The organism is Dyella sp. RRB7, assembly GCF_022761115.1.
Lineage (GTDB): Bacteria > Pseudomonadota > Gammaproteobacteria > Xanthomonadales > Rhodanobacteraceae > Dyella.
In genome coordinates this window covers 20,834-45,362 of the sequence record NZ_JAKWJS010000009.1, presented here as the reverse complement: position 1 = coordinate 45,362, position 24,529 = coordinate 20,834, and the positions used below count along the sequence as shown (strand labels likewise).

Annotated in this window: 15 protein-coding genes; 7 read left to right on the top strand and 8 right to left on the bottom strand. The window is 67.1% G+C overall.

All coding sequences use genetic code 11. The features are described from left to right. The first annotated feature begins 794 nt into the window (after nt 1-794). Complete coding sequence (locus tag MJ606_RS17150) at nt 795-1,823, top strand: LacI family DNA-binding transcriptional regulator (protein WP_243050840.1); 1,029 nt, start codon at nt 795-797, stop codon at nt 1,821-1,823. Nucleotides 1,824-1,832: 9 nt separating this feature from the next. On the opposite strand, the gene MJ606_RS17145 is transcribed toward MJ606_RS17150, so the two are convergent. The 5 genes from MJ606_RS17145 to MJ606_RS17125 form a co-directional block, all read right to left on the bottom strand. Then, complete coding sequence (locus tag MJ606_RS17145; protein WP_243050773.1) at nt 1,833-3,320, bottom strand: MFS transporter; 1,488 nt, start codon at nt 3,318-3,320, stop codon at nt 1,833-1,835. Further along, nucleotides 3,317-5,494 carry a Six-hairpin glycosidase-like protein gene (locus tag MJ606_RS17140; protein WP_243050772.1) on the bottom strand — a complete coding sequence of 726 codons (2,178 nt, stop codon included), beginning with the start codon at nt 5,492-5,494 and terminating at the stop codon, nt 3,317-3,319. The genes MJ606_RS17145 and MJ606_RS17140 overlap by 4 nt, the downstream gene beginning before the upstream one ends. Before the next feature lie 38 nt (nt 5,495-5,532). Then, a complete protein-coding gene (locus MJ606_RS17135) occupies nt 5,533-7,860 on the bottom strand; it encodes a TIM-barrel domain-containing protein (RefSeq protein WP_343214829.1) in 2,328 nt (775 codons plus the stop codon). Between the two features lie 5 nt (nt 7,861-7,865). Continuing rightward, the gene (locus MJ606_RS17130) at nt 7,866-9,467 is read right to left on the bottom strand and encodes an alpha-amylase family glycosyl hydrolase (protein ID WP_243050770.1); all 1,602 of its coding nucleotides are present in this window, start codon (nt 9,465-9,467) and stop codon (nt 7,866-7,868) included. Between the two features lie 179 nt (nt 9,468-9,646). Then, on the bottom strand, nt 9,647-12,604 hold the full coding sequence (locus MJ606_RS17125; protein WP_243050769.1) for a TonB-dependent receptor: 2,958 nt from the start codon (nt 12,602-12,604) through the stop codon (nt 9,647-9,649). Nucleotides 12,605-13,117: 513 nt separating this feature from the next. On the opposite strand from MJ606_RS17125, the gene MJ606_RS17120 reads away from it, so the two are divergent. From MJ606_RS17120 to MJ606_RS17095, 6 genes are all read left to right on the top strand, one after another. Then, complete coding sequence (locus MJ606_RS17120) at nt 13,118-14,734, top strand: alpha-glucosidase family protein (protein WP_243050768.1); 1,617 nt, start codon at nt 13,118-13,120, stop codon at nt 14,732-14,734. 108 nt (nt 14,735-14,842) lie between these two features. Further along, on the top strand, nt 14,843-15,061 hold the full coding sequence (locus MJ606_RS17115; RefSeq protein ID WP_243050767.1) for a hypothetical protein: 219 nt from the start codon (nt 14,843-14,845) through the stop codon (nt 15,059-15,061). Between the two features lie 38 nt (nt 15,062-15,099). After that, nucleotides 15,100-16,293 (top strand): FAD-dependent oxidoreductase, encoded by a 1,194-nt coding sequence (locus tag MJ606_RS17110; RefSeq protein WP_243050766.1) that lies wholly within the window; start codon nt 15,100-15,102, stop codon nt 16,291-16,293. Nucleotides 16,294-16,405: 112 nt separating this feature from the next. After that, the gene (locus tag MJ606_RS17105) at nt 16,406-18,385 is read left to right on the top strand and encodes a serine hydrolase domain-containing protein (RefSeq protein ID WP_243050765.1); all 1,980 of its coding nucleotides are present in this window, start codon (nt 16,406-16,408) and stop codon (nt 18,383-18,385) included. 37 nt (nt 18,386-18,422) lie between these two features. Then, complete coding sequence (gene uvrD / locus MJ606_RS17100; protein ID WP_243050764.1) at nt 18,423-20,621, top strand: DNA helicase II; 2,199 nt, start codon at nt 18,423-18,425, stop codon at nt 20,619-20,621. Nucleotides 20,622-20,641: 20 nt separating this feature from the next. Next, nucleotides 20,642-21,220, top strand: a complete 579-nt coding sequence (locus MJ606_RS17095; protein ID WP_243050763.1) for an FUSC family protein — start codon at nt 20,642-20,644, stop codon at nt 21,218-21,220. Between the two features lie 99 nt (nt 21,221-21,319). Here the strand turns inward: MJ606_RS17095 and MJ606_RS17090 are convergent, their stop codons facing one another. The 3 genes from MJ606_RS17090 to MJ606_RS17080 all read right to left on the bottom strand — a co-directional run bounded on the left by MJ606_RS17090 (nt 21,320) and on the right by MJ606_RS17080 (nt 24,509). Further along, a complete protein-coding gene (locus tag MJ606_RS17090; protein ID WP_243050762.1) occupies nt 21,320-22,576 on the bottom strand; it encodes a heme biosynthesis HemY N-terminal domain-containing protein in 1,257 nt (418 codons plus the stop codon). After that, on the bottom strand, nt 22,573-23,673 hold the full coding sequence (locus MJ606_RS17085; protein WP_243050761.1) for a uroporphyrinogen-III C-methyltransferase: 1,101 nt from the start codon (nt 23,671-23,673) through the stop codon (nt 22,573-22,575). Before MJ606_RS17085 ends, MJ606_RS17090 begins: the two co-directional genes overlap by 4 nt. 68 nt (nt 23,674-23,741) lie before the next feature. Beyond that, nucleotides 23,742-24,509: a uroporphyrinogen-III synthase gene (locus MJ606_RS17080; RefSeq protein WP_243050760.1), complete on the bottom strand. Its 768-nt coding sequence runs from the start codon at nt 24,507-24,509 to the stop codon at nt 23,742-23,744. Between the last annotated feature and the right edge of the window lie 20 nt (nt 24,510-24,529).

The window sequence follows — 24,529 nt, the reverse complement described above, 5'->3', positions numbered from 1 at the left end:
GGTACCCCGCTTGGCGCTTGCCGGGCGGCTCGCCCGGCAAGTCCATGAATCAAGAGCATACGGCTCGGGCAGCGCAAAGCGCTGCTCATCGCTGTTGGCTGTTGCTGTTCGCTTTTAGCTCTTGGCTGTTGATCTTCCGGTCCCCTATGGCGCGGCGGGCGGGTGGAGGAAAAGCCCGCAGGGTGGCCGGCAGGGATGCCGGCCAGTTTGGCGTCAGGGCAGGAGGCCCTGTCGCCAAACCTCCGAAATCCGCCCGCGCACCCGAAGGGCGCGCCATCGGGGTGGCCTTTCTCTTGGTCACTTCTCTTTGGCCACGCAAAGAGAAGTGACCCGGGCCGCGGCAGCGGCTCGGAAGCCCACCGCAGGCGAGCCCTGTCGCCACCACGCCAACAGTCACTGGGTCCCAGCTTCCGCAGGGACGACAAGCAAGCAACATGCGCCCTCTCCCCACTTATCCTCGATCCAAATGTTGGAATTTCGTCAAATGAATCGTCCCTAACTAAAACTGCCCTGCCGAGTGCAACTTTTGCCCCGCCGCGCGTTCTCAATCATCGGATGCACGCAACGGCATCCATCGGCTCACCACCTCCCTGGATGAGCCAACCGGTAAGCGAACCTCTCCCCTGGGTTTCGCTTCCACCCCGGCCCCGAGGATTCCCCCCTAATCCTCGGGGCTTTTTTTGTCCCGCGCCCCGGCGTGGGGACGCCCGCGCATAAAGCAGCTAGGATGCCGCCACCCATCCTTCTGGCCACATGGAACGCGGCCGGCATCACCTGAGAGCGGCCACGTGCAGATCAAGGGAAAAGTCACCTCGTTCGATATCGCCCACCTGGCCGGGGTTTCCCAGTCGACGGTGTCGCGCGCGCTGCGTGGCAGCCCGCTGGTGAACGAGGAGACGCGCCGGCGCATCCAGGCGGCGGTGGAGGAACTGAACTACAAGGTCGACAAGAACGCCTCGGGCCTGCGCGCCCGGCATACCGGCACGCTGGCGTTGCTGCTGTTCGAGGACCCCACCGCGGACGAGTCGCACATCAACCCGTTCTTCCTGTCCATGCTGGGCTCCATCACGCGCGCCAGTGCGCAGCGTGGCTATGACCTGCTGATCTCGTTCCAGCAGTTCTCGCGCGACTGGCACGCCGACTATGCCGACAGCAAGAAGGCCGACGGCATCATCCTGCTCGGCTACGGCGATTACCTCGCCACCCGCGACAAGCTGCAGAAGCTGGTGGACCAGGGCACCCGCTGCGTGCGCTGGGGCGCCGTGCTGCCGGATCAGCCGGACGTGTCGGTGGGTTGCGACAATGTCAGTGGCGGCCATGCGGTCACCGCGCACCTGATCGAACAGGGCTGCCAGCGCATCGCCTTCCTCGGCGATGCCTCCAGCCACTATCCCGAGTTCTTCGACCGCTATCGCGGTCATGTGCAGGCGCTCGCCGAAAGTGGCCTCGAAGCCGAGGCGTTGTTGCAGGTGAACGCCGAAAGCACCGAAAGCTCGGGCTATGAGGCACTGGAAACCTTGCTCCAACGCGGCGTGAGTTTCGATGCGGTGTTCGCCGCCAGCGACCTGATCGCCATCGGCGCCATGCGCGCGCTGGCCGACCATGGACTGAAAGTGCCCGACGATGTGGCCCTGGCCGGTTTCGACGATATCCCGGTGGCCAGCTTCGTCAATCCACCGCTGACCACGGTATTGCAGGACACCAAGCTGGCGGGCGAGATCCTGGTGGACAACCTGCTGCAGCTGATCCGCGGCGAGCCGGCGGAGAGCGCGATGCTTCCGGCCCGGCTGGTGGTGCGCAAGTCGAGCCTGCGCTCACGCTGAGCGCTGCGGTCACCTCGCCGAAGCGGGTGCGAGCTGCAGGCTGGGTTCGGCCACCCGCAGCGTGCACAAGCCCGCGACCACCAGGCTGACGCCGCCCATGGCCAGCGCCCAGATGGGCTGCCCGTGGAAGAACAGGCGCAGCAGCAAGCCGAGCACACTGGCCGCCAGCAGCTGCGGTATCACGATGAAGAAGTTGAAGATGCCCATGTACACGCCCATCTTCGCCGCCGGCAGGCTGTCCGACAGCAGCGCATAGGGCAGCGAGAGAATGGACGCCCACGCAAAACCCACGCCCACCATCGACAACAACAACCACTGCGGGTCGCGAATCAGCAGGAACGAAAGCAGTCCCGCGCCACCCAGGCATAGGTTCGCCAGATGGCTCGCGCGCAACCCCCAGCGACGCACCATCAGGGGAATGGCCACGGCAGCCACGGCGGCGAAGCCGTTATAGGCGGCAAACAACACGCCCACCCAGTTGGCGCCTTCGTTGTAGGCAGCGGCACTGGGGTCGGTGCTGCCGTAGTGCACCGCGGCGACGGCGGGCGTCGTATAGATCCACAGTGCAAACAGCGCGAACCACGAGAAGAACTGCACCAGCGCCAGGCGGCGCATCGGCAAGGGCATGCCGTACAGGTCGCCCATCATCTGCCGCAACATGCCATGGCTGCGCGTGGACGACAGCCACGCGAACAGGGCGCCGAACAGCATCAGGCCGCCAGCGAGCAGATACAGCTCTTTTTCCAGCGCATAGTGATAGATCGCGGGCACGAGGAGAGCACCTGCGATCAGCAGCGGCACGCCGACGCGCCACGCGCCCGCGGCATCGATGGCCTGCAATGGCGAGGAGTTGTCGTCAAACGATTCCAGCTGCTCCGGTGGATACTCGCGCGAGGACAGCACCGTCCACAGCACGGATACCAGCAGCACCCCGCCGCCCAGGTAGAACGCATACTTCACCGTATCCGGGATATGCCCCGCGCCGGCGACATTGCTGACGCCCAGCTTCGCCAGCAGCCAGGGCAGCAAGGACGCGACCACCGAGCCGACGCCGATGAAGAAGCTCTGCATGGCATAGCCCAGCGGCCGCTGCCGTGGCGTCAACTGATCGCCGACGAAGGCGCGGAACGGCTCCATCGAAATATTGATGGACGCATCCAGCACCCACAGCAGTCCCGCCGCCACCCACAGCACCGGCGAATTGGGCATGCACAGCAGCGCCAGCGTGGCGAGCACTGCGCCCACCAGGAAGTAGGGACGGCGGCGGCCCAGCCGCGTCCAGGTACGGTCGGACAGGTAACCGATGATCGGCTGCACGACCAGGCCGGTGAACGGGGCCGCGATCCACAACGCCGAGATGTCCCCCACGTGCGCACCCAGCGTCTGGAAGATGCGGCTGACATTGGCGTTCTGCAGCGCAAAGCCGAACTGGATGCCCAGGAAACCGAAGCACATGTTCCAGATCTGCCAGAACGACAGTTCGGGCTTGCGACTCATGGCGTGCGGTTTCCGCGCGACAGCGGCGCGATCATCAAGGCATCGATGCGGGCGTCGTTCAAGGGGCCGGTGGCTCCGCCCTGGCCGCCGGTGTAATGCGCGTTGTGGCGCAGAAAGCTCATGTTGAATCCCTGCTGCAGGCCAAAGCGGCACAGCGCCCCGGCGGGTGCCGTGAACGTAGCCGAAGTGGACCGCTGTACGCCATCGCTGTGTGGCATGACGATCGGGAACTGCTGCGGCGCCGCAGCATCGCAACGGATATCGAGCAGCTTCACCGCCGCGGTAATACCGGTGTTGATCGGGCCATGGTCATTCGCATAGGCCAGCGACACGCGGAAGCTGCCTGCGGCGGGCACACGCCACTGCCAGCCGGAGGCACCGTCGAGGGTGATCTCATCGCCCTTGCAGGTCGCCGCACTGGGCAAGGACTCCAGCCCGCCCTCGCCCAGCCGCGTCAACTGGAAGCACATCACGCCGGCGTGCCGCGGCACGCTGAGGCTGCCATCGATGCTGCCCATCCGGCGGCCATCGACATACAGCACGCCCTTGCCGGCAAAACTCACCTGCCAGCCCTTGGCGAGCGGCGTCACCACCGGTGCCTCCGGCGTGGCCGGCGCGTAGAGCGGCGCATCGGTACGCAATGGCGCGGCGTGGGAGGCCACGGCCTTGAGCTCCACCACCGTCTCGTTGCCGTCGCGGTGCTGCGCCTTGGTCACCAGCAGGTCGCCGTCCAGCTTGTCGGGGCGCACCAGGGTGATGCGCTGGCCCGGCAGGTCGAGGCTGATGCGCGGACGATCGCCAAACAGCGACGACACCCACGATGCCGGCAGTTTCGGTTCGATGCGGCCGTCGTCGCCCAGGCCGAAGACGCCGCCGATCACCATGTCCAGGTAGCCGGCCACCGACCACAGCTGGCGCGGCGAATCGACCACCGGTCCGCTGAGTGCGCCTTCGTCGACGTGCACGGCCTGCGAGGCAAGCTCGAAATTCTCCATGTTGGAGCCAGCCAGGGCCGCGCCGCGCAGCAGCGAATCCATCTCGTGCGCGATGCGCGGCGCATCGTCTACCGTGCGCGCGGCGCGCAAGGCGTAGGCGCTCACGAACGGCCAGATGGCGCGATTGTGATAGATCGGCTGGTCGGCGCGTTCGGGCCAGATCACCGGGCTGCCCGCCGGCCATGCGGGGTAGTTCGCCAACGCCTGTTTCGCCCGCGCCGGATCGGCCACGCCGCTGGTGATGGCCAGTGACAGACCCAGCAGGTCATACGCTTCCATCGGCATCCCATCGGCGCCGATGTAGCTCATGTACATGCCGCGATCGTCGCGCCAGAAACGCGCGTTGATGGCGCGCTTGAGCGCCTCGGCCTGCGCGCGGTAATCCGCCGCTCGCGCGTCATGCCGCTGCGAGGCCAATGCGGCGGCCATGCCCAAGGCCTGGTAGTGCAGCACATTGGTGGAAAGCGCATACGACTCGGCGATGAAGCGCACGTCCTTCGCCGTCCAGCCGGGGTAACTCTGCTCGCGCCAGTCGAGGAACGAGGTTTCGCCCCGATACAGCCCGATGGCCGCATCGAAGGTGTAGCGCCGGTCCTGCGCCAGCGTGTCGGTGAGGGCGCGCCAGTTCTCGTCGGCGAACGCGGGGTCATCCAGCAGATGGCGCGCGCCGAGGAACCACACGATGCGGTCGGTGCTGATCGGCCAGCTGCCGCCGGAGCCGGTGTCCTGCATCACGTAGAGGCCCTGCGTCGCCGATGACTCGCGCACATCGGACAACTTGAAGCGCAGCGACTGGCGCGCGCGCTCGGGGTCCAGCCGCCACAAGGCCAGGTCCACGGCGTAGGACAGATCGCGCGTCCATACGTAGTGCCACTTCTCGCCGGTTTCGAAACAGGCGCAGGGAATGGATTGCCCGCGGTCGAAGGCGTCGTCGCGTATCGCGGCCACCGAATCCTTGCGCAAGTCGTCCTGCGCCATCGCGAACAAACCGTCGAACAAGGGACTGGCGGTGTGCACCACCAGCGCCTGCGCCGCGATCTGGCGCTCGCCCTGGGGCGAGTGCAACACATAGCTGCCATCGGCGGACGCGCTCATGCGGGCGGTCCTGCCCTGCCAGTTCACCGGATCGTTTGCCTGCGCCGGCATCGCCTGGGCGATGGCGACAAGCAGCAACGCCATGCCAGCGAGCCCCCACTGCACGGGACGCTTGCCCACCCTCACGGCGAACCCGCCGCGACCGTCAGCTGCACGTCACGGGCGCCGCCCGCCGCGATCTTCACGTAGGTGACGTCGCCGTAGCGGTCCTTGCCGCGCGCCCAGCCTTCGCCGTCGGCGGCACGCAGCGCTTGCACGCTGTCACGCATGGCCAGCGCCTGTCCGTTGCTGCTGACGGCTGCCGCCGCGCTGCCATGGATGGCGAGTACGTAGTCCTTCAGCGCGGGCCGGTAGCGACCGGAAGCCGCCGCCGCATGGAAGTTCACCACGCCATTCGCGCGCTGCACGGTCAGCGGTTGCAGGAAGTAGTCGCCCTTCTCGTAGCCATAGGTTTCGCCGTCATCGTCGTAGACATCGAAACGGGTTTCGCGATCGGCCGGAAACACCAGCACGTCCAGCGATGTCACGGCCTGCTCGCCGACATAATCCATCGCCGCCTGCTGCGGGATGATGGCGCCCTCGCGGATGAACAGCGGGATGTCACCCCAGCCATTGGCATCGACCGGCAACGCGATATCGTGGCCGCCCTCGTAGCGCTTGCCGTCGAAGTAGCCGATCCATTGCCCCGGCGGCAGGCTGAGGTGCTTGATGGTCTGCCCCTGTTCCACCACTGGCGAGACCAGCAGGTACTCGCCGAACATCCAGGCGTCGATGCGGTCGCGCTGCCGCGGGTCGTCCGGATAGGCAAACTGCAACGGTCGCACCAGGCCCACGCCGGTGGCGTGGTTCTGGTATTCGTAGGCGTAGATGTAGGGAATCAGCGAGTAACGCAGCCGTATCGCATCGGTGGCGGCCTTCTCCGCCACCGGGCCATAGGTCCACGGCTGGCGCTTCTGGCCGAAATCGCCATGCACGCGGAACACCGGCGTGAACGCGCCGAATTCGATCCAGCGCGCGTAGTTCTCGTCGCTGGGGCGCGGCGCCTTGAAACCGCCGCCGTCCATGCCCCAGTGCATGGCGCCCACGTCGAACGCGGCCAGCATGCGCTGGCGCTGCGCCGCCATGCTGGCGAAGCCGCTCTGGATGTCGCCGGACCAGACGCCATAAGCGTAGCGCTGCGACCCGAGGTAGAAATTGCGGTTGACCGACCACACGCGCTGGTCGCTATAGGCGCGCTGGCCGTCGTACAACGCCCGCTGCATGTTGAGGAACTGGGTGTCGACGCCGCTGTCGTCCGCTTCGTCGTTCCACCAGCCCACGATGCCGGTATCGAACGAGTGCTTCAGCGCATCGTCGAAGAACCACTGGCGCGCGGCGGCGTTGTCGAAATCGATATCGCGCACCGTCTTGTGCGAGAAGTAGTCGGGCGCGGGCTGGGATTGCGCCAGCCAGTAGCCATGCGCGGTCGCCTCGCGGCCTTCGACGGTGTCCACGTGCACGCGCGGCTTCATGATGCCGGTCATGTGCATACCGCGGCTATCCATGGCCTGCTTCAGCTTGCCGCTGGGGCCGTCGGGAAACTTGTCGGTGTTCCAGCGGAACTCGCCCATGTCCTCGCCCCAGGCCTTCCAGTCGAAGTCGAAGGTGAAGTTGTCGATGGGGATGTGCTTGGCGCGATAAGTGTCGACCAGCGAGAGCGCCTCCTGCTCGTCGATGCCCCACTGGCTGTTGGTGAAGCCCATGGCCCACTTGGGGAACATCGGCGCGGCGCCGCTGAGCTCGCGCACCTGCGCGAACAGGTCGGCGGGACGTCCGGCAAGCAGATACAGCGTGCGCACGGATTGCTGGTCGGCGCGAACGGCGATGCTGGTGTCCGTCAGCTCGAAGCGGGCCGGTTCGGCGTCGGCCAGCACGCCGTAGCCGGCGCTGCTCCACACGAACGGCGCGCCGGTATGGCCCTGCTTGCCTGCCGTGGCGATCTGCTTGCCCTGGCGCAGCAGGTTGCCGGTATCCGCGTCGAAGGCATTGAGGCCGCCGATGCCGTACTGTGGATCGCCCTTGGCATGGCGCAGCGACCAGCGGCCGTCCAGTGCATGGGACAGATCGGCATCGAGCAGCAGATGGCCGTCGTGGTCCTCCATGCGCAACTCGGCACGCCCCGGGTTCCAGCGCAGGGTGAGCTGGTCGGAACGCATCACCTGGTCGTCGCCCTGCTGCTCGCGCTGCACGGCCACCGCGTCGAAATTCGCCTGCGCATCGATGACCGGCGTCGCCGGTTCGTGCGTGCCATCCACGCGCAATTGCACGATGCCCGGCGCAAGCAGGCGCAGCTCCAGCTTGCCCTTGGGCAGCACCAGTTCCATGCGATCGGCTTGCGCATCCGGATGCACCGCGGCGGCAGCCGGTCCACCGGCCAGCACACCAAGCAGGGCCAGCGCGAGAAGACGCATGCGCATCATTGCAGTACCACGGTGCTATAGGCGGGCAGTTTCACGCGACCATTCTCCAGCTTGGCGTCCGGCGTGCTGCTCAACAGCACGGCGGCGTTCTTGGGCAGGGTAGTCCCTGCCGGCTTCCACAAGGTGTCCTTGCCGCCCAGGTTATGCACGACCAGCACATGCTGCGAGCCATCGTTGCGCCAGTACGCCAGCAGGCGGGGATGGCCGGTGGCCTGCAGCTGTAGGTCGCCATCGCGCAACGCCGGCACCTGGGCACGCCAGCTGATCAGCATGCGGTAGTAGTTGAGCAGCGAATGGGGATCGTCCTGCTCGGCCTGCACCGATACCGCCTCGCCCTGGTTCACGCTGGAAGGTTTCCAGCGCGATTCGCCGGGGCCGGGCTGGCGCTGCCAGCGCATCGGCTCGCGCAGGTTCGGGTCGGGCTTGCGGCCCTCCATGCCCAGCTCCTCGCCGTAGTAGAGGTACGGCCGGCCCGGCAGGGTCAGCAGCATGGCTGCGGCCATGCGCATATGCTCGGCATGGCCGCCAAGGCGGCTCATCACGCGCTCCTGGTCGTGATTGGACAGGAAGGTGGAATCGATGAACGGCACGTCGCCGGCGCTGCGATAAGCGGCGTAGGTGTCCTTGAGCAGGCTGTCGAGCTTGCCCACGCGCTCGCCCTTGGCGCTGACGATCAACTGCTCGGCCAGCGGGAAGTCGAAGATCGAACCCAGCGGCTTGAGGTACGGCGCCAGCTGCGTGGGTGACTTGGCGCTCACTTCGCCGACCAGGGTCACCTGCGGATTGATCGTGGCCAGCGCCTCATGGAATTGGGTCCACCACGCCACGTTCTTGGCGATGACGTCCGGGTCATGCTGGCGCGCCTTGAAGTCGTCGTAGATGTGCTTGGCAGCATCCAGGCGGAAGCCGTCGACGCCCTTGGCGATCCAGTACTGCCCCACCTTGATCATTTCGGCGCGCACCGCCGGATTGTCGTAGTTGAGATCCGGCATGCCACCGCCGAAGTCGCCCAGGTAGTACGCGGCGGCCGCTCCATGCGCATCGCCCAGCGGGTGCCAGATCTTTTCGTCCGACGCCGTGCTCAAGGCATTGAGATCGGCATGGGCGTCGGCCCAGGTGTACCAGTCGTGGTGCGGATCGGCCGGGTTGCGCGCGGCGATGAACCAGGGATGCTTCTCGCTGGTGTGGTTGATCACCATGTCCATGGTCACGGCGATGCCGCGCTTGTGCGCTTCCTCGAGCAGGTGCTGCAGATCCGCCTCGTTGCCGTACTGCGCATTGATGCCGTAGTAATCGGTGATGTCGTAGCCGTGGTAGCTCGGCGAGGTGTTGATCGGCATCAGCCAGATGCCGCTGATGCCCAACGACTTGAGGTAATCGAGCTTGGCGGTGACGCCGTTGAGGTCGCCGATGCCGTCGCCGTTGGTGTCGTACCAGGCGCGGACAAAGATCTCGTAGTAGACGCCGGAAGCTGCCGAGGTTGTCGCGGGCGGCGCGGGTGCCTCGGCCGCATGAGCGTTGCCGGGCAGGCCTGCGCTTGAGCCAAGCGCCAGGGAAAGCAGAAATGCGAGGGGTTTGAACGACCGATTCCGCGACATGGCTTGCTCCATTCGATGGCCGCAGGCCTTCGACGGAACGGTAACGCCGGACGCGGACGAGCCGGGGCCGGTGACCACCACGCCGGGCCCGCGGTGTGCCGGTGCTGCGCAGCACATGCTAGCGCAGCCCCAAAAGCATCGCGCCGGCCTTCCTTGCGGCGGGCCGGCGCGATCGTGGCTTACAGCTTCAGGTTGATACCCAGGTAGTTGGTACGACCGAAGTACTGGATCGTGCCGGTCTGCTGGGGGTTGCCGCCGAAGTAGGTACGCGTCGGCTGGTTGCTCAGGTTGAGCATCTGGTAGACCACGCTCAACTGCTTGGTGATGTCATACGACGCCTGGAAGTCGTACACCGTCTCCGCCGCAAAGGTCACCAGCTGGTTGGTCACGGCGATCTGCGTGTCGGAGAGGAACGACGAACGGTAGTTGCCCGACAGACGCGCCGAGAACGGACCGTAGTCGTAGAACACCGCCGCGCTGGCCACGCGCTTGGACAGGCCCGGCAGGCCGACATAGGTGGTCGGGCCACCGAGGTTGGTCGGGTTGCGCACGGTGCTGTCGGTCAGCGCGAAGTTGGCGTCCACGCCCAGTCCGCTCCAGATGCCCGGCAGGAAATGCGTCTTCGAACCGGACAGCTCCAGGCCCTTCACCAAGCCACCCTGGGCGTTGTACGCGGTCTGGTACTCGCCATTGATGTAGGGCTGGCCGGTGGCCGGGTTGATCGGCACGGTGATGCCGGCCGCGGCGAAGTCGTAGTTGTTGTAGGTGACGTCCTGGACGAACGACTTCACGTCCTTGAAGAACACACCCGCGGTGACCGCGCCCGACGAATCTTCGAAGTAGTGCTCGTAGTCGAGGTCATACTGCGAGGCACGCAGCGGATCGAGCAGCGGGCTGGTGCCGCCCCAGACGTTGTACTGTGCGCCGACGCCCGGATTGGACACCCACGAACCCGCGCCGGCCAGCATCTTGTCGATCGGCGGACGCGACAGCACGCGGGCGGCCGAGAAGCGCACCTGGTCGTCGTCGGTGAGGTGATAGATCAGGTTGAGCGACGGCAGGTAGTCGGTATAGGTCTTGCCGACGGTGAGCGGCGCATAGTCATAGCTGGTGTAGCCATTGCCGTCGGTGATCGGAATGCCGGCGCCATTGCCTACCTGCTGCAGGCCGCTGCTGTACTGCGACTGGTGCGAGACACGGATGCCGGCATTGCCGGTCAGCTCGTGGCCGAACACCTGCGCGTCGAGATCGGCCATGAAGAACAGGTCGCGGGTCTTTTCGTCGACCGTGCCGCTCTGGATGTACGTCCAGCTGTTGGCGTTGATGTCCTTCACCGGGTTGGCGGTGATGCCATGTGCCGCCAGGATGCCCGGGCCATTGAGCGTGAGGAAGCACGGGAAGCCGGAGAACTTGCCCTTCCAGCAGGTGACCGAGGCGTCAGAGGCGGGAATGGTCAGCGGCGGCTCGCCGGCCACTGGCGAGGTGTTCCATTCCGAGCCGTAGACGTACGCCTCGCGATCGGCCGCGTAGTTGTGGTTGTTCATGTAGATGCCGGCTTCCAGCGCCGACAGCCACGAACTGTTGAGCATGTCGTACTTCACGCTGGTGCGGAAAGCCTTCATCTTGTCGTGATAGATGTACGGGTACACGCCGTAACGCGACAGCGCCATGTCGTTGAGGTTGGTATACAGCCCCGGGTTGCCGAATTGCGCCGTGCCGATATTGCTGCCACGCAACTGATAGGTCACCGACTGCGGCATCAGCTGCGGATTGGCCGTGCCCAGGCCGCTGTACGGATCGGCCGTGGTGTCCACGTTGATCTCGTTGCTGGACGCGCGCGACAGCGACAGGTCGGCATCGATGTGCCAACGGTCGTGGTCCCACTTCAGGTTCAGGCCACCGGAGAACACGCTGGTGTTCGTGGAGTAGTTGTCGGCGGTGGTCTCGTTGGAGAACTGGTTGCTGTATGCACTGCCGGTGCGCGGATCGATGCCGGTGGCTGGATTGCTGGCCACCGTGCCGCCGATCAGCGTACCCAGCGAGCTGTACACCGGGTTGGTGATCTGCGTGTTGTTGCCGTAGAAATTCTGCGAGCGCAGGCCGTAGCCGAACGAATCGTTGGTGAACTTGGAGTAGAAGCCGTCGCCGGTGATCTTCAGCTCATTGGTGGGCTTCCACACGATGGTGGCGATTTCGCCGGTACGGCGCTCTTCGCCGCCGTTCTGCTGCAGCTGGATGCCTTCCGGCAGATAGGCCGAGGGCGAGTTGGGGCTGGAGTTGATCTTGTAGCTCGAGCCATCGGAAGCCTCGCCCACGAACTGCTCGGCCACGTGCGGCTGGTACATCTGCGCCACGCCCAGGCCGATACCCAGCGTATTGTCGAGGAACTTGCCCTGATAGGCCGCGCTCAGGCGGTAGCCAAGCGCATTGGCGCCGGGCACGTCGTGCGCGGTGCCGTCGTAACTGCCGCGCGCGTCGACGTTGAGGTTCTGCTCCTTCGGCGCCTGCAGCGGATCGGCCGTCTCCAGGGCGATGGTGCCGCCCACGCCGCCGGTGATCAGCGACGCCTGCGAGGACTTGTACACCGTGGCCATGTTGATCAGCTCGGACGGGTACTGGTCGAACTGGATGTAGTTGCTGCCGCTGGTGGAGGGCTGCTCACGACCATCGAGGGTGGTCTGGATGAAGTTGCCCGAGAGGCCGCGGATATTGATCTGCGAGGCCTGGCCCGCGATGCGCTCGGCGGACACGCCCGGCAGGCGGGTCAGGGCGTCGGCGATCGACTGGTCCGGCAGGCCGCCAATATCGGCGGAGGTGATGACGTTCTGGATGGTGTCGGCATAGCGCTGGTAGTCGATCGACTTTTCCATGCTCTGGTTGTAGCCGCTCACCGTGATGGTGGCCAGGCTCTTGGCCAGCTGCTGATCCTGCGTCTGCTTGGACTTGTCGTCCTTGTTGGCGCTCTGATCCGTCGACGTCGACTGCGCGGGCGCAGGCGTCGCTTGATCATTGGACGTGCCAGGAGCGGCAGCGGGGCCACCGGCCGGGGCACCCGCATCAACCGGCGTCGCTTGAATGCCGGCGGTAAAACACAGGCCGGACGCCAGCGCCAAGGCCAGCACATTACGTTTCATCATCACCGTCTTCCCCTCCCACGGGTATGCACATCTCGTTGGTTTTGTAGTTGCCGCAACAGTCCCCACAGACTGCTGCGGGCTACGCGCCAGTGCTTGCCGATGCTCGGAAGGGCCCCGTCGCGTGGCGGCCATGGTAGGGCTGCGCCAAAAGGCGAACAGGTCTATGCATACGTATTCATGACCGCGTTTTTTTGTGCACCTTTGACAAAATTCTAATGGGGCTGCGTCTCCGCGCCGGTCGCGACACAAGCTGTTGCCACGCACCGGCGGCACGTGCGACATGCCACAGCCATGCGGTTTTTCGTGCGCCACGACACATCGCGCGACGCAGTTTTTTTCGCCGCCAACGAACGCGATTGCGCTCTGCTGCGGCGCAATATCGGCCTTTTTTGAATACGTATGCAGTGCAGGCGTTGCATTTGCACTCTGCCTTTAAGCTGCCCCCCGCGCTTCGCTTGAGCGAACCCCTACAAGTGATCACGCGCATTGGGCGGGAACCTCGGGACATGCGACATGATTGATGCACCCTGGTGGCGCGGAGCAGTCACCTACCAGATCTATCCACGCAGCTTCATGGACACCAACGGCGATGGCGTGGGTGACCTGCCGGGCATCGTCGACAAGCTCGACTACGTGGCCAGCCTGGGGGTGGACGCGATCTGGATCGCCCCGTTCTTCCGCTCGCCGATGGCCGACTTCGGCTACGACATCGCCGACTACCGCGACGTCGACCCGCTGTTCGGCACCATCGACGACTTCGATCGCCTGCTGGCCAAGGCGCACGGCCTGGGCCTGAAGGTGATGATCGACCAGGTGCTCAGCCACACCTCGGTGGAGCACGCCTGGTTCAAGCAAAGCCGCGAAAGCCGCGACAACCCCAAGGCCGACTGGTACGTGTGGGCCGACGCGAAGGACGACGGCACCCCGCCCAACAACTGGCTGTCGCTATTCGGCGGCTGCGCCTGGCAGTGGGAGCCGCGCCGCGGCCAGTACTACCTGCACAACTTCCTGACCTCGCAGCCGGACCTGAACTTCCATAACCCCGACGTGCAGCGCGCGGTGCTGGACGAAGTGAAGTTCTGGCTGGACAAGGGCGTGGACGGCCTGCGCCTGGATGCCATCAACTTCTGCTTCCACGACCGCGAGCTGCGCGACAACCCGCCCAAGCCGGTGGAAAAACGCGTGGGCCGCGGCTTCAGCCCGGACAACCCGTACGCCTTCCAGTACCACTACTACAACAACACGCGCCCGGAGAACATCGCGTTCCTCGAGCAGTTGCGCGCGTTGATGGACCAGTACCAGGACGTGGCCGCGCTGGGCGAGATCTCCTCGGAGGATTCGCTGGCCACCACCGCCGAGTACACCCGCAACGGCCGCCTGCACATGGGCTACAGCTTCGAGCTGCTCACCGACGACTTCAGCGCGGCGTACATCCGCGGCACGGTGCAGAACCTCGAAGCACAGATGCTCGAAGGCTGGCCGTGCTGGGCCATTTCCAACCACGACGTGGCCCGGGTGGTCAGCCGCTGGGGCAATGGCGAGGCGTCGGTGCGGCTGGCCAACCTGCTTACCGCGATGGTGTGCTCGCTGCGCGGTTCGGTCTGCGTGTACCAGGGCGAGGAACTGGGCCTCACCGAGGCCGAAGTGCCGTTCGAGGCATTGCAGGACCCTTACGGCATCACCTTCTGGCCCACCTTCAAGGGGCGCGACGGTTGCCGCACGCCGATGCCGTGGAATGGCGGCATCAACGCCGGCTTCAGCGTGGGCGATCCATGGCTGCCGGTGCCTGCCGAGCACCGCGCCCTCGCGGTCAGCCTGCAGGAAGCCGAGCCCGCGTCCGCCCTGCAGGGCTTCCGCGCCTTCATGGCGTGGCGCAAATCGCAGCCGGCGCTGCGCTGGGGCAGCATCCGTTTCCTGGATACGCCCGAGCCGGTGCTCGCCTTCACCCGCCAGCATGGCGATGAAACGGTGCTGGCCGCGTTCAATCTTTCCAACGCGCCGGTGACGCTGCCGCTGCCGCCCCTGGGCACGGCAACGCCTGTCAACGGCCACGGCTTGGTACAGGGCACGCTGGCGAACGACCAGCTCGCGTTGCCTGCGCACGGCGTGCTGTTCGCCCGCGTGGGCTGAGCCCGGACGTTTTCCCCCATCGACGGCGGCCTGTCATCGTGCCGCCGTCGACTTTTCTCCCGCACCATGGCCCCCTATGATCGGACGATCATTCCTCGGGAGCCGTCCATGCGTGCTGTGTTGATCATCCTCGGCATCATCCTGCTGGCCGGCGGCATCTGGGCCACGCTGGGCCACGGCAGCTACCAGACCACCGACACGCTGGTGCAGATCGGCTCGGCCAAGGTTACCGCCACGCACGACAAGGCGATTCCGCAATGGGCGGGCATCGCCGGCATCGTGGTGGGCGCGGTGCTGGCGCTGGGCGGGTTTCTCAAGAAGGGCTGACGCCCCATCGCCCGTCATTCCGACAGGGAAGCAGAACCATGCAGCGACGCCAATTCCTCCGCCAGGCCAGCGCGACGCTGGCCGTGGCGTCGACCGCGGGACTCGCGGCCTGTGCGCGACAGCCGGCGGCGACATCCGCCACCGCGGGTGCCGTCGTATCGCCCATGCTGGCCGATGGCGTGACGCTGGCGCCGATCCGCGCCAGCACCGACCGCATCACCGGCGTGTATGTGTGCACCCGCCCGTTCCGCGCGGCGGGCCCGCGCATCGAGGCGCAGCGGCTCGGCCACAAGACCATCGTGCACAACTACGGCCACGGCGGCAGCGGCTGGTCGCTGTCGTGGGGCTCGGGCACGCTGGCGCTGCGCCTGGTGCAGGACACCGGCGTGCGCCAGCTGGGCGTGATCGGCTGCGGCGCCATCGGCCTCACCACGGCGCTGCTGGCGCAGCGGGCCGGTTTCGCCGTGCGCATCTACGCCAAGGCGTTGCCGCCTGATGTGTTCTCGATGCGCGCGTCCGGCCTGTGGACGCCCGACTCGCGTATCTGCGATGCGCAACATGCCGACGCGCTCGGCGATCAATGGGAGACGATGACGCGCATCTCCCATGCGCGCTACCAAAGCCTGCTTGGACTGCCGGGCAAGCCGATCGAGTGGATCGACGGCTATTCGCTGTCCGATGCGCCGTTCGGCAAGTTCCATGGCGACGTGCCCGACGAGCCCGAGTACGGCGACTTCAGCGACCGCGTGCGCGACCTCACGCCGCGCCCGGTGGAGCTGGCGCCCGGCAGCCACCCGTTTCCGGAGCCCCATGTGCGCCGGTACACCACGCTGATGTTCAACATCAGCAGCTACGCCAACTATCTGATGACCGAGTTCCTCGCGGCAGGCGGCAAGATCGAGCTACGCGAGTTCAACCACCCAGGGGAACTGCTCCAGCTGCCCGAGCCGACCCTGGTGAACGCCACCGGCTATGGCGCGCGCGCCTTGTTCGGCGACGAGTCGGTGATTCCCGTGCGCGGCCAGACCGCGCGACTGATTCCGCAGCCGGAGGTCCGCTATGGCCTGCGCACGCACAACCTCAGCGTGGTGCCGCGCAGCGACGGCATCATGGTGCAGGTGATCGGCGATAGCGGCAACTTCAACAACAGCGATATCACGCCCCATCGCGAGGTTTCGGAAGCCGCCGTGCAGCAACTGGCCGACCTGGTGGCCCAGATGCGTCACAGCTGACACCAGCTGAAACGGCGCTGACGGCGTTGACGCCATGCAGACGCGACCGCATGGGGTTCGCGGCATACTTGCCGGCCTGTCCCGCGGAACGGGCTGCCATCGGAGCCGGTCGATGAAAACCTTTGCTCGCACCGTCCGATCCTGGGCTTTCGTGCGCTGCTGCCTGCTGGCATCGCTGGCTGCGAGCAGTACCGCTGCGTTCGCGCAGGCGCAGATCCAGATCACCCCGCTGCCCGAGCAGAAGCCCGCCGCGGTAGTGCAACTGGGCGCCCACGAACTCACCGCCAGCGACGCCCAGCCCTGGCTCGACGAGCGCATGGCCAAGGCCATGCAGCAGCAGCCGATCGCCGGCGCCGTGGTGGTCGTGGTGAAGGACGGCAACCTCCTGCTGGCCAAGGGTTACGGCTACGCCGACGTGGCGGCGAAGAAACCGGTGGACCCGGCGAGCACGCTGTTCCGCGTCGGCTCGCTGTCCAACCTGTTTACCTGGACGGCGGTGATGCAGCTGGTCGAGCAGCACCAGCTCGATCTGGATGCGGACATCAACCGCTACCTCGACTTCAGCATGCCGCCGCGCGACGGCAAGCCGATTACCCTGCGCGACCTGATGACCCACACGGCGGGTTTCGAAGAGGCCAGCAAGGATCTGTTCGTGCCCGATGCCGCTGCGCTGATCAGCAACGAGGCCTGGGTGAAGCGCTGGGTGCCGGCGCGCATCTATCCGGCGGGCGACGTGCCCGCATATTCCAACTATGGCGCCGCGCTGGCCGGGTATATCGTGCAGCGCGTTTCGAAGCAGCCGTTCGAGGCGTATGTCGAGCAGCACATCTTCCAGCCGCTGGACATGCAGCACGCCAGTTTCCGCCAGCCGCTGCCGCCGGCCCTGCAGCCCGACATGGCGCTGAGCTACAGCTCGCCCACCGAACCGCCGCACGCGTTCGAGCTGATTCCCGCGGCCCCGGCCGGCGCGCTGTCCATCAGCGGCGATGACATGGCGCGCTTCATGATCGCCCACCTGCAGTTTGGCCGCGCCGGCGAAGCCCAGTTGCTGGCGCAGCCCACCGTGCAGGCCATGCACGGCTACACGCGCACCAGCGTGCCGGGACTGCATGGGATGAGCCTGGGCTTCGTACGGATGGACCGCAACGAGCAGGAAATCCTCGGTCACAGTGGCGCCACCCGTTACTTTCACAGTGAGCTGGCACTGTTCACCGCGCAGCACGTGGGCGTGTTCGTCGCCATCGACGGCGACGCCGACCGGACATGGCTGCGCCAACTGCGCAACGACTTTGCTGACCGCTATTTCCCCGCGCTGCCGCAGATCCGGCAGCCCACGCTGGCCACGGCGCAGGCTCACGGCGCGCAACTGGTCGGCAGCTATCTTCCCAGCCGCATCTCGCGGAGCAACCTGCGCGCCTTGCGCAACCTGTTCGAACAGACGCAGGTGACGATGGCACCCGACGGCACCCTGCGCACGCCGATGTTCGACAACGTGGTGGGACCGGTGCACTGGCGCGAGATCAAGCCCTTCCTGTGGCTGGACGATGCCAGCGGCAGCCACCTGGGCGCGGTGATGCAGGATGGCAAGGTGCGCATGCTCGCCATCGACGACACGGCCCCCACCCTGGTGTTCCTGCCGGTGCCGGACTGGCTATTGGCTCGCTGGAACATGCCGTTGCTGGCCGTCACGCTCACGGTGTTCCTGCTGGTCGCGCTGTCGTGGCCACTGGCCGCGCTGCTGCGTCGCCTGCGCGGCAAGCCATGGACGCTGGAAGACGGCAGCGCCCGCTGGTATCGCCTCAGCCGCGTCACCGCGATCCTGCAGCTGCTGTTTGCCGCCGGCTGGTGGCTGATGCTGCCCCGGCTGGATAGCGGCACCGCGCAGCTGGATCTGCGCCTGCGATTGCTGCAACTGGTGGGCTGGCTTGCCGTGCTCGGCACCGTGGCGGTCGCGATCAACGCGTGGCATGCATGGCGCGCACCCGGCGGCTGGTGGCGCAAGCTCGACAGCGTGATCCTGCTGCTGGCCTGTTTCGTCACGATCTGGTTCGTGGGCTCGCAGCATCTGTTGAGCCTGCACCTGGACTACTGAGCGGCCTGACGGCTTCCGGCCCGCTACAATGCGGCGGATGGATGTCTCGCACCTGATCGACAAGCTCAACGACGCGCAGCGCGAAGCCGTGTGCGCCCCGCCCGGCCACTACCTGGTGCTCGCGGGCGCCGGCTCCGGCAAGACCCGCGTGCTCACGCACCGCATCGGCTGGTTGACCCAGGTGGAACGGGTGCCGCCGTGGGCGATCCTGGCGGTGACCTTCACCAACAAGGCCGCCGGCGAAATGCGCGCGCGCCTGGACCAGTTGATTCCCGGTGGCACCCAGGGGCTCACCGTCGGCACCTTCCACGGCATCGCCCATCGCCTGCTGCGCCGACACTGGCGTGAAGCCGGCTTGCCGGAAGGTTTCCAGATTCTCGACGCCGACGACCAGCAACGCATCATCAAGCGCGTGATCACCGGGCTGGGACTGGACGAAGCGCGCTTCCCGCCGCGCCAGGCCACCTGGCAGATCAACAACTGGAAGGACGAGGGCAAGCGCCCCGACAGCATCGAGCACCGCGATCATCCGGTCACGCGCACCTTCGTGCAGATCTACCAGGCCTACGAAGAGGCCTGCCGCCGCGCCGGCCTGGTCGACTTCGCCGAACTGCTGCTGCGCGCGCACGAGCTGTGGCTCAACCACCCGCAGGTGCTGGAGCATTACCGCGAACGCTGGCGCTACCTGCTGATCGACGAATTCCAGGACACCAACACGCTGCAGTACGCGTGGATTCGCGTGCTGGCGGGCACCACGGGCCAGGTGTTCGTGGTGGGCGACGACGACCAGGCCATCTATGGCTGGCGCGGCGCCAAGGTGGAGAACGTGCAGCAGTTCCTGCGCGATTTCCCCGGCGCCAAGACCATCAAGCTGGAGCAGAACTACCGTTCCACCAGCACCATCCTCAAGGCGGCCAACAGCGTCATCGCACGCAACGGCGGCCGCCTGGGCAAGCAGCTGTGGACCGACGGCGGCGAAGGCGAGCGCATTGCGCTGTATGCCGCCTACAACGAGCAGGACGAGGCGCGCTTCGTGGTCGAGCGCATCCGCGAGTACATCACCGAGCACGGTGATGCGCGCGATTGCGCCATCCTTTATCGCTCCAACGCGCAGTCGCGCAACTTCGAAGAACAGCTGATGCAGCGCGACATCCGCTTCCGCGTGTATGGCGGCCAGCGCTTCTTCGACCGCGCGGAAATCAAGGACGCGCTGGCTTATCTGCGGCTGTCCTCCAACCGCCACGACGATGCCGCCTTCGAGCGCGCGGTGAACACGCCGCCGCGCGGCATCGGCGACCGCACGCTGGACGTGCTGCGGCGGCGCGCGCGTGCCGAGAACAGCTCGATGTGGGAGGCCACGCTCAACGAACTGGGCGGCGGCAAGGAACTGGCCGGTCGCGCGAAAAATGCCGTGAAGGCATTCCTGATGCTGATCGACGACATGGCACGCGCCTTTGCCGGCGCCGGCCAGGGCGATGCACTGGCGCTGGCCGAACAGATCGACCACGCCATCACCCACACCGGCCTGCGCGACTTCTACGAGAAGGACAGCCGCGGCAACGCCGAATCGCGGGTGGAGAACCTGGACGAACTGGTCAACGTGGCCAGTCGCTTCGAGCTGACCCAGGACGATATCGACGCCGGCCTGAGCGAGCTTTCCGCGTTTCTCTCGCATGCGGCACTGGAAGCCGGCGAAGGCCAGGGCGAGGCGTGGGACGACTGCGTGCAGCTGATGACGCTGCACTCGGCCAAGGGCCTGGAGTTTCCGGTGGTGTTCCTGGTCGGCATGGAGGAAGGCCTGTTCCCCAGCCAGCGCTCGGTCGAGGACGAGGGCCGGCTGGAAGAGGAACGCCGCCTGGCCTACGTGGGCATCACCCGCGCCCGCGAGCGCCTGTTTATCAGCTACGCCGAATCGCGCCGCATGCACGGCGTGGAGATGCTGGCGCGCCCCTCGCGCTTCCTGTCGGAGATTCCGCCGGAGTTGATCGACGAAGTGCGCCCGCGCGTGCAGGTGAGCCGTCCGCTCTATAGCGCGCGTTCCAGCGGCGCCACGTCCCATTCGCTGGAAGAGGCCATGCCGCTGAAACTGGGCCAGCGCGTGAGCCACCCCAGCTTCGGCGAAGGCGTGGTCGTGAGCGCGGAAGGCAGCGGCGCGCACACGCGCATCCAGGTGAATTTCGCCGACAGCGGCAGCAAGTGGCTGGTCTATGCCTATGCCAACCTGACGCCGGTGTGAGACCGCGGCTCCGAGGGATCATGAGCGACAAACCGCCCCTGCGCGACAACCTGCGCCGCCTGCTCGATTTCCAGCTGGACATCGAGCAGATCTACCGCGACCAGCCATGGACTCATCGCATACTGCAAGGCTTGTGGATGGCCCTGCTGGCGTTGGTCGCGGCAAGCGCCGCCTATGGCCTGGGCTTGCTGCTGCATGCCCAGCAGGCGTTCTGGGCCGCCCTGACCTCGATCGCGGTGACCCAGCAGACCTATCTCGACACCCGCGCCTCGGCACGCGACCAGATCATCGGCGCGTGCGTTGGCGGCGTGGTGGGCCTCGGTGCGGCCCTGCTCGGTGGCGATCACTACATCGCCTATGCCATCGCCATCGTGGTGGCCATTACCGCCTGCTGGATATCCGGCCTGGGCAGCGCCGCGCGACTCAGCGCCAGCACCACCACCATCGTGATGCTGGTTCCGCATTTCGGCTCGTTCTGGGTCATCGCGCTGACCCGCATGGGCGAAGTGGCGGTGGGCATTGCCTGCGCCCTGGTGGTGGTCGGGGTCGCCGAGCGCATAAAGCTGCGCTGGGTGGGCGGCGGGCAGCGCGATGCCTGAGCTGGCGCTTCTTCCGACCTCGGGTTCATCGCCGCCCCGGCGAGGCTATGCCTGGCCGCCCCCTCCCCCTGCAAGCAGGGGAGAAGTCAGCGCAACCAGCTACTCCGGCAGGCGCGGCACGCCGTGCTCGCTGCGCTCTTCCATCGCGATGGGACGCGTATCCAGGCGCGTGGCGCGTGCGCCCTGCGGCAAGGGTTCGGTCGGTTCGCCACGGGCGAGCGCCAGCGCGTTGCGATAGCAGCGCTGCGCCATCGCCGCATCGTCCTGGCCGGCATGCACGTCGCCAAGGGCTTCCCAGGCCGCGCTGGTGGGCGAGAGCGCCAGCGAGCGCTCCAGGTACTGCGAAGCCTTGCCCCACAGCTGCAGGCGCGCGCACATGCGCCCCAGCGTCAGCAGCAGGGCCGCGTCGTTGGGGTGTGCATCCAGCCAGGATTCGGCGCGACGCAGGCGCGCTTCGATATCCTCGGCACCCAGCGCGCCGTAGGTTTCGATCAGCAGCGGCGACCATTCGCGCCGCAACGCCGATTCCACCTCGTCCATGGCCGGCAGCACCATGCCGAACGACGCGGCGCGGCGTGCATAGGCATCGATCGCCGCAGGCACGCGTCGCTGCGCCTTGGGCAGCTGCGACCACATCGCGTTGAGCGCTGCCGCATCCGGCGCGGCACGCAGCGAAGCGGCCAGCACCCGGGCTTCCAGTGCGGCATAGCCACGCGTGCCCAGGGCGCCGCTTTTCTGCAACGGCTCCAGCGCCTGTCGGGCACGACGCATGTCGCCACTGGCCATGGCGGCCAGCGCGAGTTCGCGCCAGCCACCGGGCGTGAGGTTGCCGCTGTCCGCCTCCGTCGCCAGCAGGTTCACCGCCTCGGCGGGCCGGCCTTCGCGGCGCAATACGCGGGCGCGCAGCACGCGGGCCGCGCGCGGCGCCACCTGGCCGGCTTCGTCCAGCGTGGTCAGCGCTCGGCTGTTCTCGCCACGGCGTGAGGCGGCCTCGGCCGCTGCCAGCAGCGCGGGACCGCGCAGCACATCCAGCCGCGAGGCGCGATGCAGGTCGCGCTCGGCATCGCCGTGACGGCCTTCCATCAAGGCGATCAGCCCTTCGCCCATCTTCTGCCGGCTGAGCCGGCGATGACGGCGCGAGAACGCACCGAACGGCCAGCGCACCAGAAACCACACGGCGCCAAGCAGCGCCCATGCCAGCAGCAGGATGACCACTGCGGCGAGCACGGTGGTTTCCGCCTGCCAGCCACGCAACTGCACCAGCACGTAGCCCGGGTCTTCCGCTACCCAATGCCAGCCGAACGCGGCCAGCGCTGCCAGGATCACCAGCAGCAGGATCCAGCGCCACAGCTTCATGGCTTGGCCCCGGCCGCTGCGCTGCTGCTGGAGGCGGGCTTGAGCGCATGCACCGCGCGCAGGTTGCGCAGTTCGTTCAAGGCAGCCCCCAGCTGCACTGGGGTGACCGACTGTTGCGCGATCAGCGTGGCCAATTGGGCACGGGCCTGTTGCACCGCCGGCGCATTCGCGTCGAACTGCGCGGCGATGCCGGCATCGGCGCGCTTGAGCGCGGCTACATAGGCTTCATGATCGGAGGCCAGCAGCGCGGCCTGCGCCTGTGCCAGATCGATCGCCGCCAGCTCGCGTGCAAAGCGGGCATCGGCCACCGACAGCGGCGCGCCGTTGGCGCGTTGCACCTTCACCACCTCGTTGAGCGTCGCGACGATGCGTGACCAGCCGCCGGCCGTGCTGCCCGAAGCGGGCGCGTCGAGCGGCTTGAGCGGCAACGCCAGCGTGGCGGCGCGCAGCGCAGTGAGGGTCGACAGCGACGCGTCCAAGCCCGCCGGCTGGCTCTTGGCCAATGCCTCGCGCTCCGCGCCAATGCTCTGGCGCAGGCCGGAGAACGCGCCGTCATCCACCGCGGCGAGCGCCTGGTCGGCCAGTGCATAGGCTGCGGCGGCGCCTTGCGCATCGTGGAACAGCTCGTAGCGTTCCTTGGCCATGCGCAGCAGCGATTCGGTTTCGTCCAGCAACATGGCGTCGTGGCCGGACAGCGTCTTCTCCGACAGCTTGGCCACCGCATCTTCGAGGTTGCGCGTACGCTCGGCCTGGCTCAGCAATTCCTCGCGCAGCGAGCGGTTGACCTGATCGGCATCGCCCAGCCGCTGGCGCAGCAGGTTGCGCTCGCTGTCGCTGGCAGTGAAGGCGCTTTCCAACTGATTCACGCGCTGCTGCAGGCCGGTGAGCGCCGCGCTGCCCGCGGCATTGCCCTGTTCCTGCTGCCATTGGCGCCAGCCGACGTAGCCGGCGCCGCCGACCGCCACCAGCGAAAGCAGCAAGGCGACAGCCAGCGTGCCGCCACCGCGACGCGGCGGTGTGGCCGCCGTACGGCGGGAAGCATCAGATCGCGCGCCCGCGGACGCGCCCGTTTGGGGTGAGGAGTCGTCTTGGCTCATGCGCGACATGCTAACAGCCCGTGACGGGGAGCTCGCATGAAGTGGGCGTGAAAGGCGACCTTTTGCCGTCAGCGCGCTGCCGCTGCCAACAGATCGGCCGACAGCGCCGACGCGGCCAGCACGATGCGCTGGAACCCCGCCGCGCGCGCCGCCTCGGCAAGCCGCTCGCTGCTCACCACGGCCACGGCCCCACTCAGCCGGGCGTAGACCGCCGCGGGCAAGCCATCACGAAGACGCTCCAGTGCCTCGGCGCTGGACAGCAGCACGCACGCGTCCGCCGGCAGGTGCGCCACCGCGTCGAGTTGCCGCCGCTGCCAACGCGGCGCGACGCGCTGGTACACATGCACTTCGCGCAGCTGCGCGCCGCGCGTCACCAGTTCGGCCCGCAACACGCCCCGGCCGCCGGGCGCGCCAACCAGCGCCACGCGCCGGTCCTGCACGTCGGCCAGCACGGGATGGTCGAGCAAGCCCTCGCTGTCCTGTCGCCCCGTCGGCGCCAGCGGCGCGTCCACGCCATGGCGGCGCAACGCGCGCGCCGTGCCCTGCCCTACCGCCAGCACCGTCGCCCGCGTGCGCAGCGGCAGCAGGCGGACGGCAAAACGCACGGCGGCCGGGCTGGTGAATATCAGCAGCTCATCGTCGAGGGCGGCGCCCAAGGCGGCGGCGACGGGCGCCGCAGGGTCCATGCCGCGCAACGACAACCCCGGCAGCAGCAGCGGCACGCCACCATGCCGGCGGACCTGGCCGGCCAGGCGCGAACCGGTACCCGCCGGACGCGTGATGACCACGGTGCGCCCGTGCAGTGGCGGTTCCGCCGGTGTCGTGGCCTGTCGCACGCCGTTGTCGCCCTACATGA

What these genes read in the sequence shown, in the direction of transcription:
- MJ606_RS17145 (WP_243050773.1), bottom strand. Translation starts at nt 3,320, where the DNA reads ATGAGTCGCAAGCCCGAACTGTCGTTCTGGCAGATCTGGAACATGTGC.
- MJ606_RS17140 (WP_243050772.1), bottom strand. Translation starts at nt 5,494, where the DNA reads ATGGCGTTGCTGCTTGTCGCCATCGCCCAGGCGATGCCGGCGCAGGCA.
- MJ606_RS17135 (WP_343214829.1), bottom strand. Translation starts at nt 7,860, where the DNA reads ATGCGTCTTCTCGCGCTGGCCCTGCTTGGTGTGCTGGCCGGTGGACCG.
- MJ606_RS17130 (WP_243050770.1), bottom strand. Translation starts at nt 9,467, where the DNA reads ATGTCGCGGAATCGGTCGTTCAAACCCCTCGCATTTCTGCTTTCCCTG.
- MJ606_RS17125 (WP_243050769.1), bottom strand. Translation starts at nt 12,604, where the DNA reads ATGATGAAACGTAATGTGCTGGCCTTGGCGCTGGCGTCCGGCCTGTGT.
- MJ606_RS17120 (WP_243050768.1), top strand. Translation starts at nt 13,118, where the DNA reads ATGATTGATGCACCCTGGTGGCGCGGAGCAGTCACCTACCAGATCTAT.
- MJ606_RS17115 (WP_243050767.1), top strand. Translation starts at nt 14,843, where the DNA reads ATGCGTGCTGTGTTGATCATCCTCGGCATCATCCTGCTGGCCGGCGGC.
- MJ606_RS17110 (WP_243050766.1), top strand. Translation starts at nt 15,100, where the DNA reads ATGCAGCGACGCCAATTCCTCCGCCAGGCCAGCGCGACGCTGGCCGTG.
- MJ606_RS17105 (WP_243050765.1), top strand. Translation starts at nt 16,406, where the DNA reads ATGAAAACCTTTGCTCGCACCGTCCGATCCTGGGCTTTCGTGCGCTGC.
- uvrD (WP_243050764.1), top strand. Translation starts at nt 18,423, where the DNA reads ATGGATGTCTCGCACCTGATCGACAAGCTCAACGACGCGCAGCGCGAA.
- MJ606_RS17095 (WP_243050763.1), top strand. Translation starts at nt 20,642, where the DNA reads ATGAGCGACAAACCGCCCCTGCGCGACAACCTGCGCCGCCTGCTCGAT.
- MJ606_RS17090 (WP_243050762.1), bottom strand. Translation starts at nt 22,576, where the DNA reads ATGAAGCTGTGGCGCTGGATCCTGCTGCTGGTGATCCTGGCAGCGCTG.
- MJ606_RS17085 (WP_243050761.1), bottom strand. Translation starts at nt 23,673, where the DNA reads ATGAGCCAAGACGACTCCTCACCCCAAACGGGCGCGTCCGCGGGCGCG.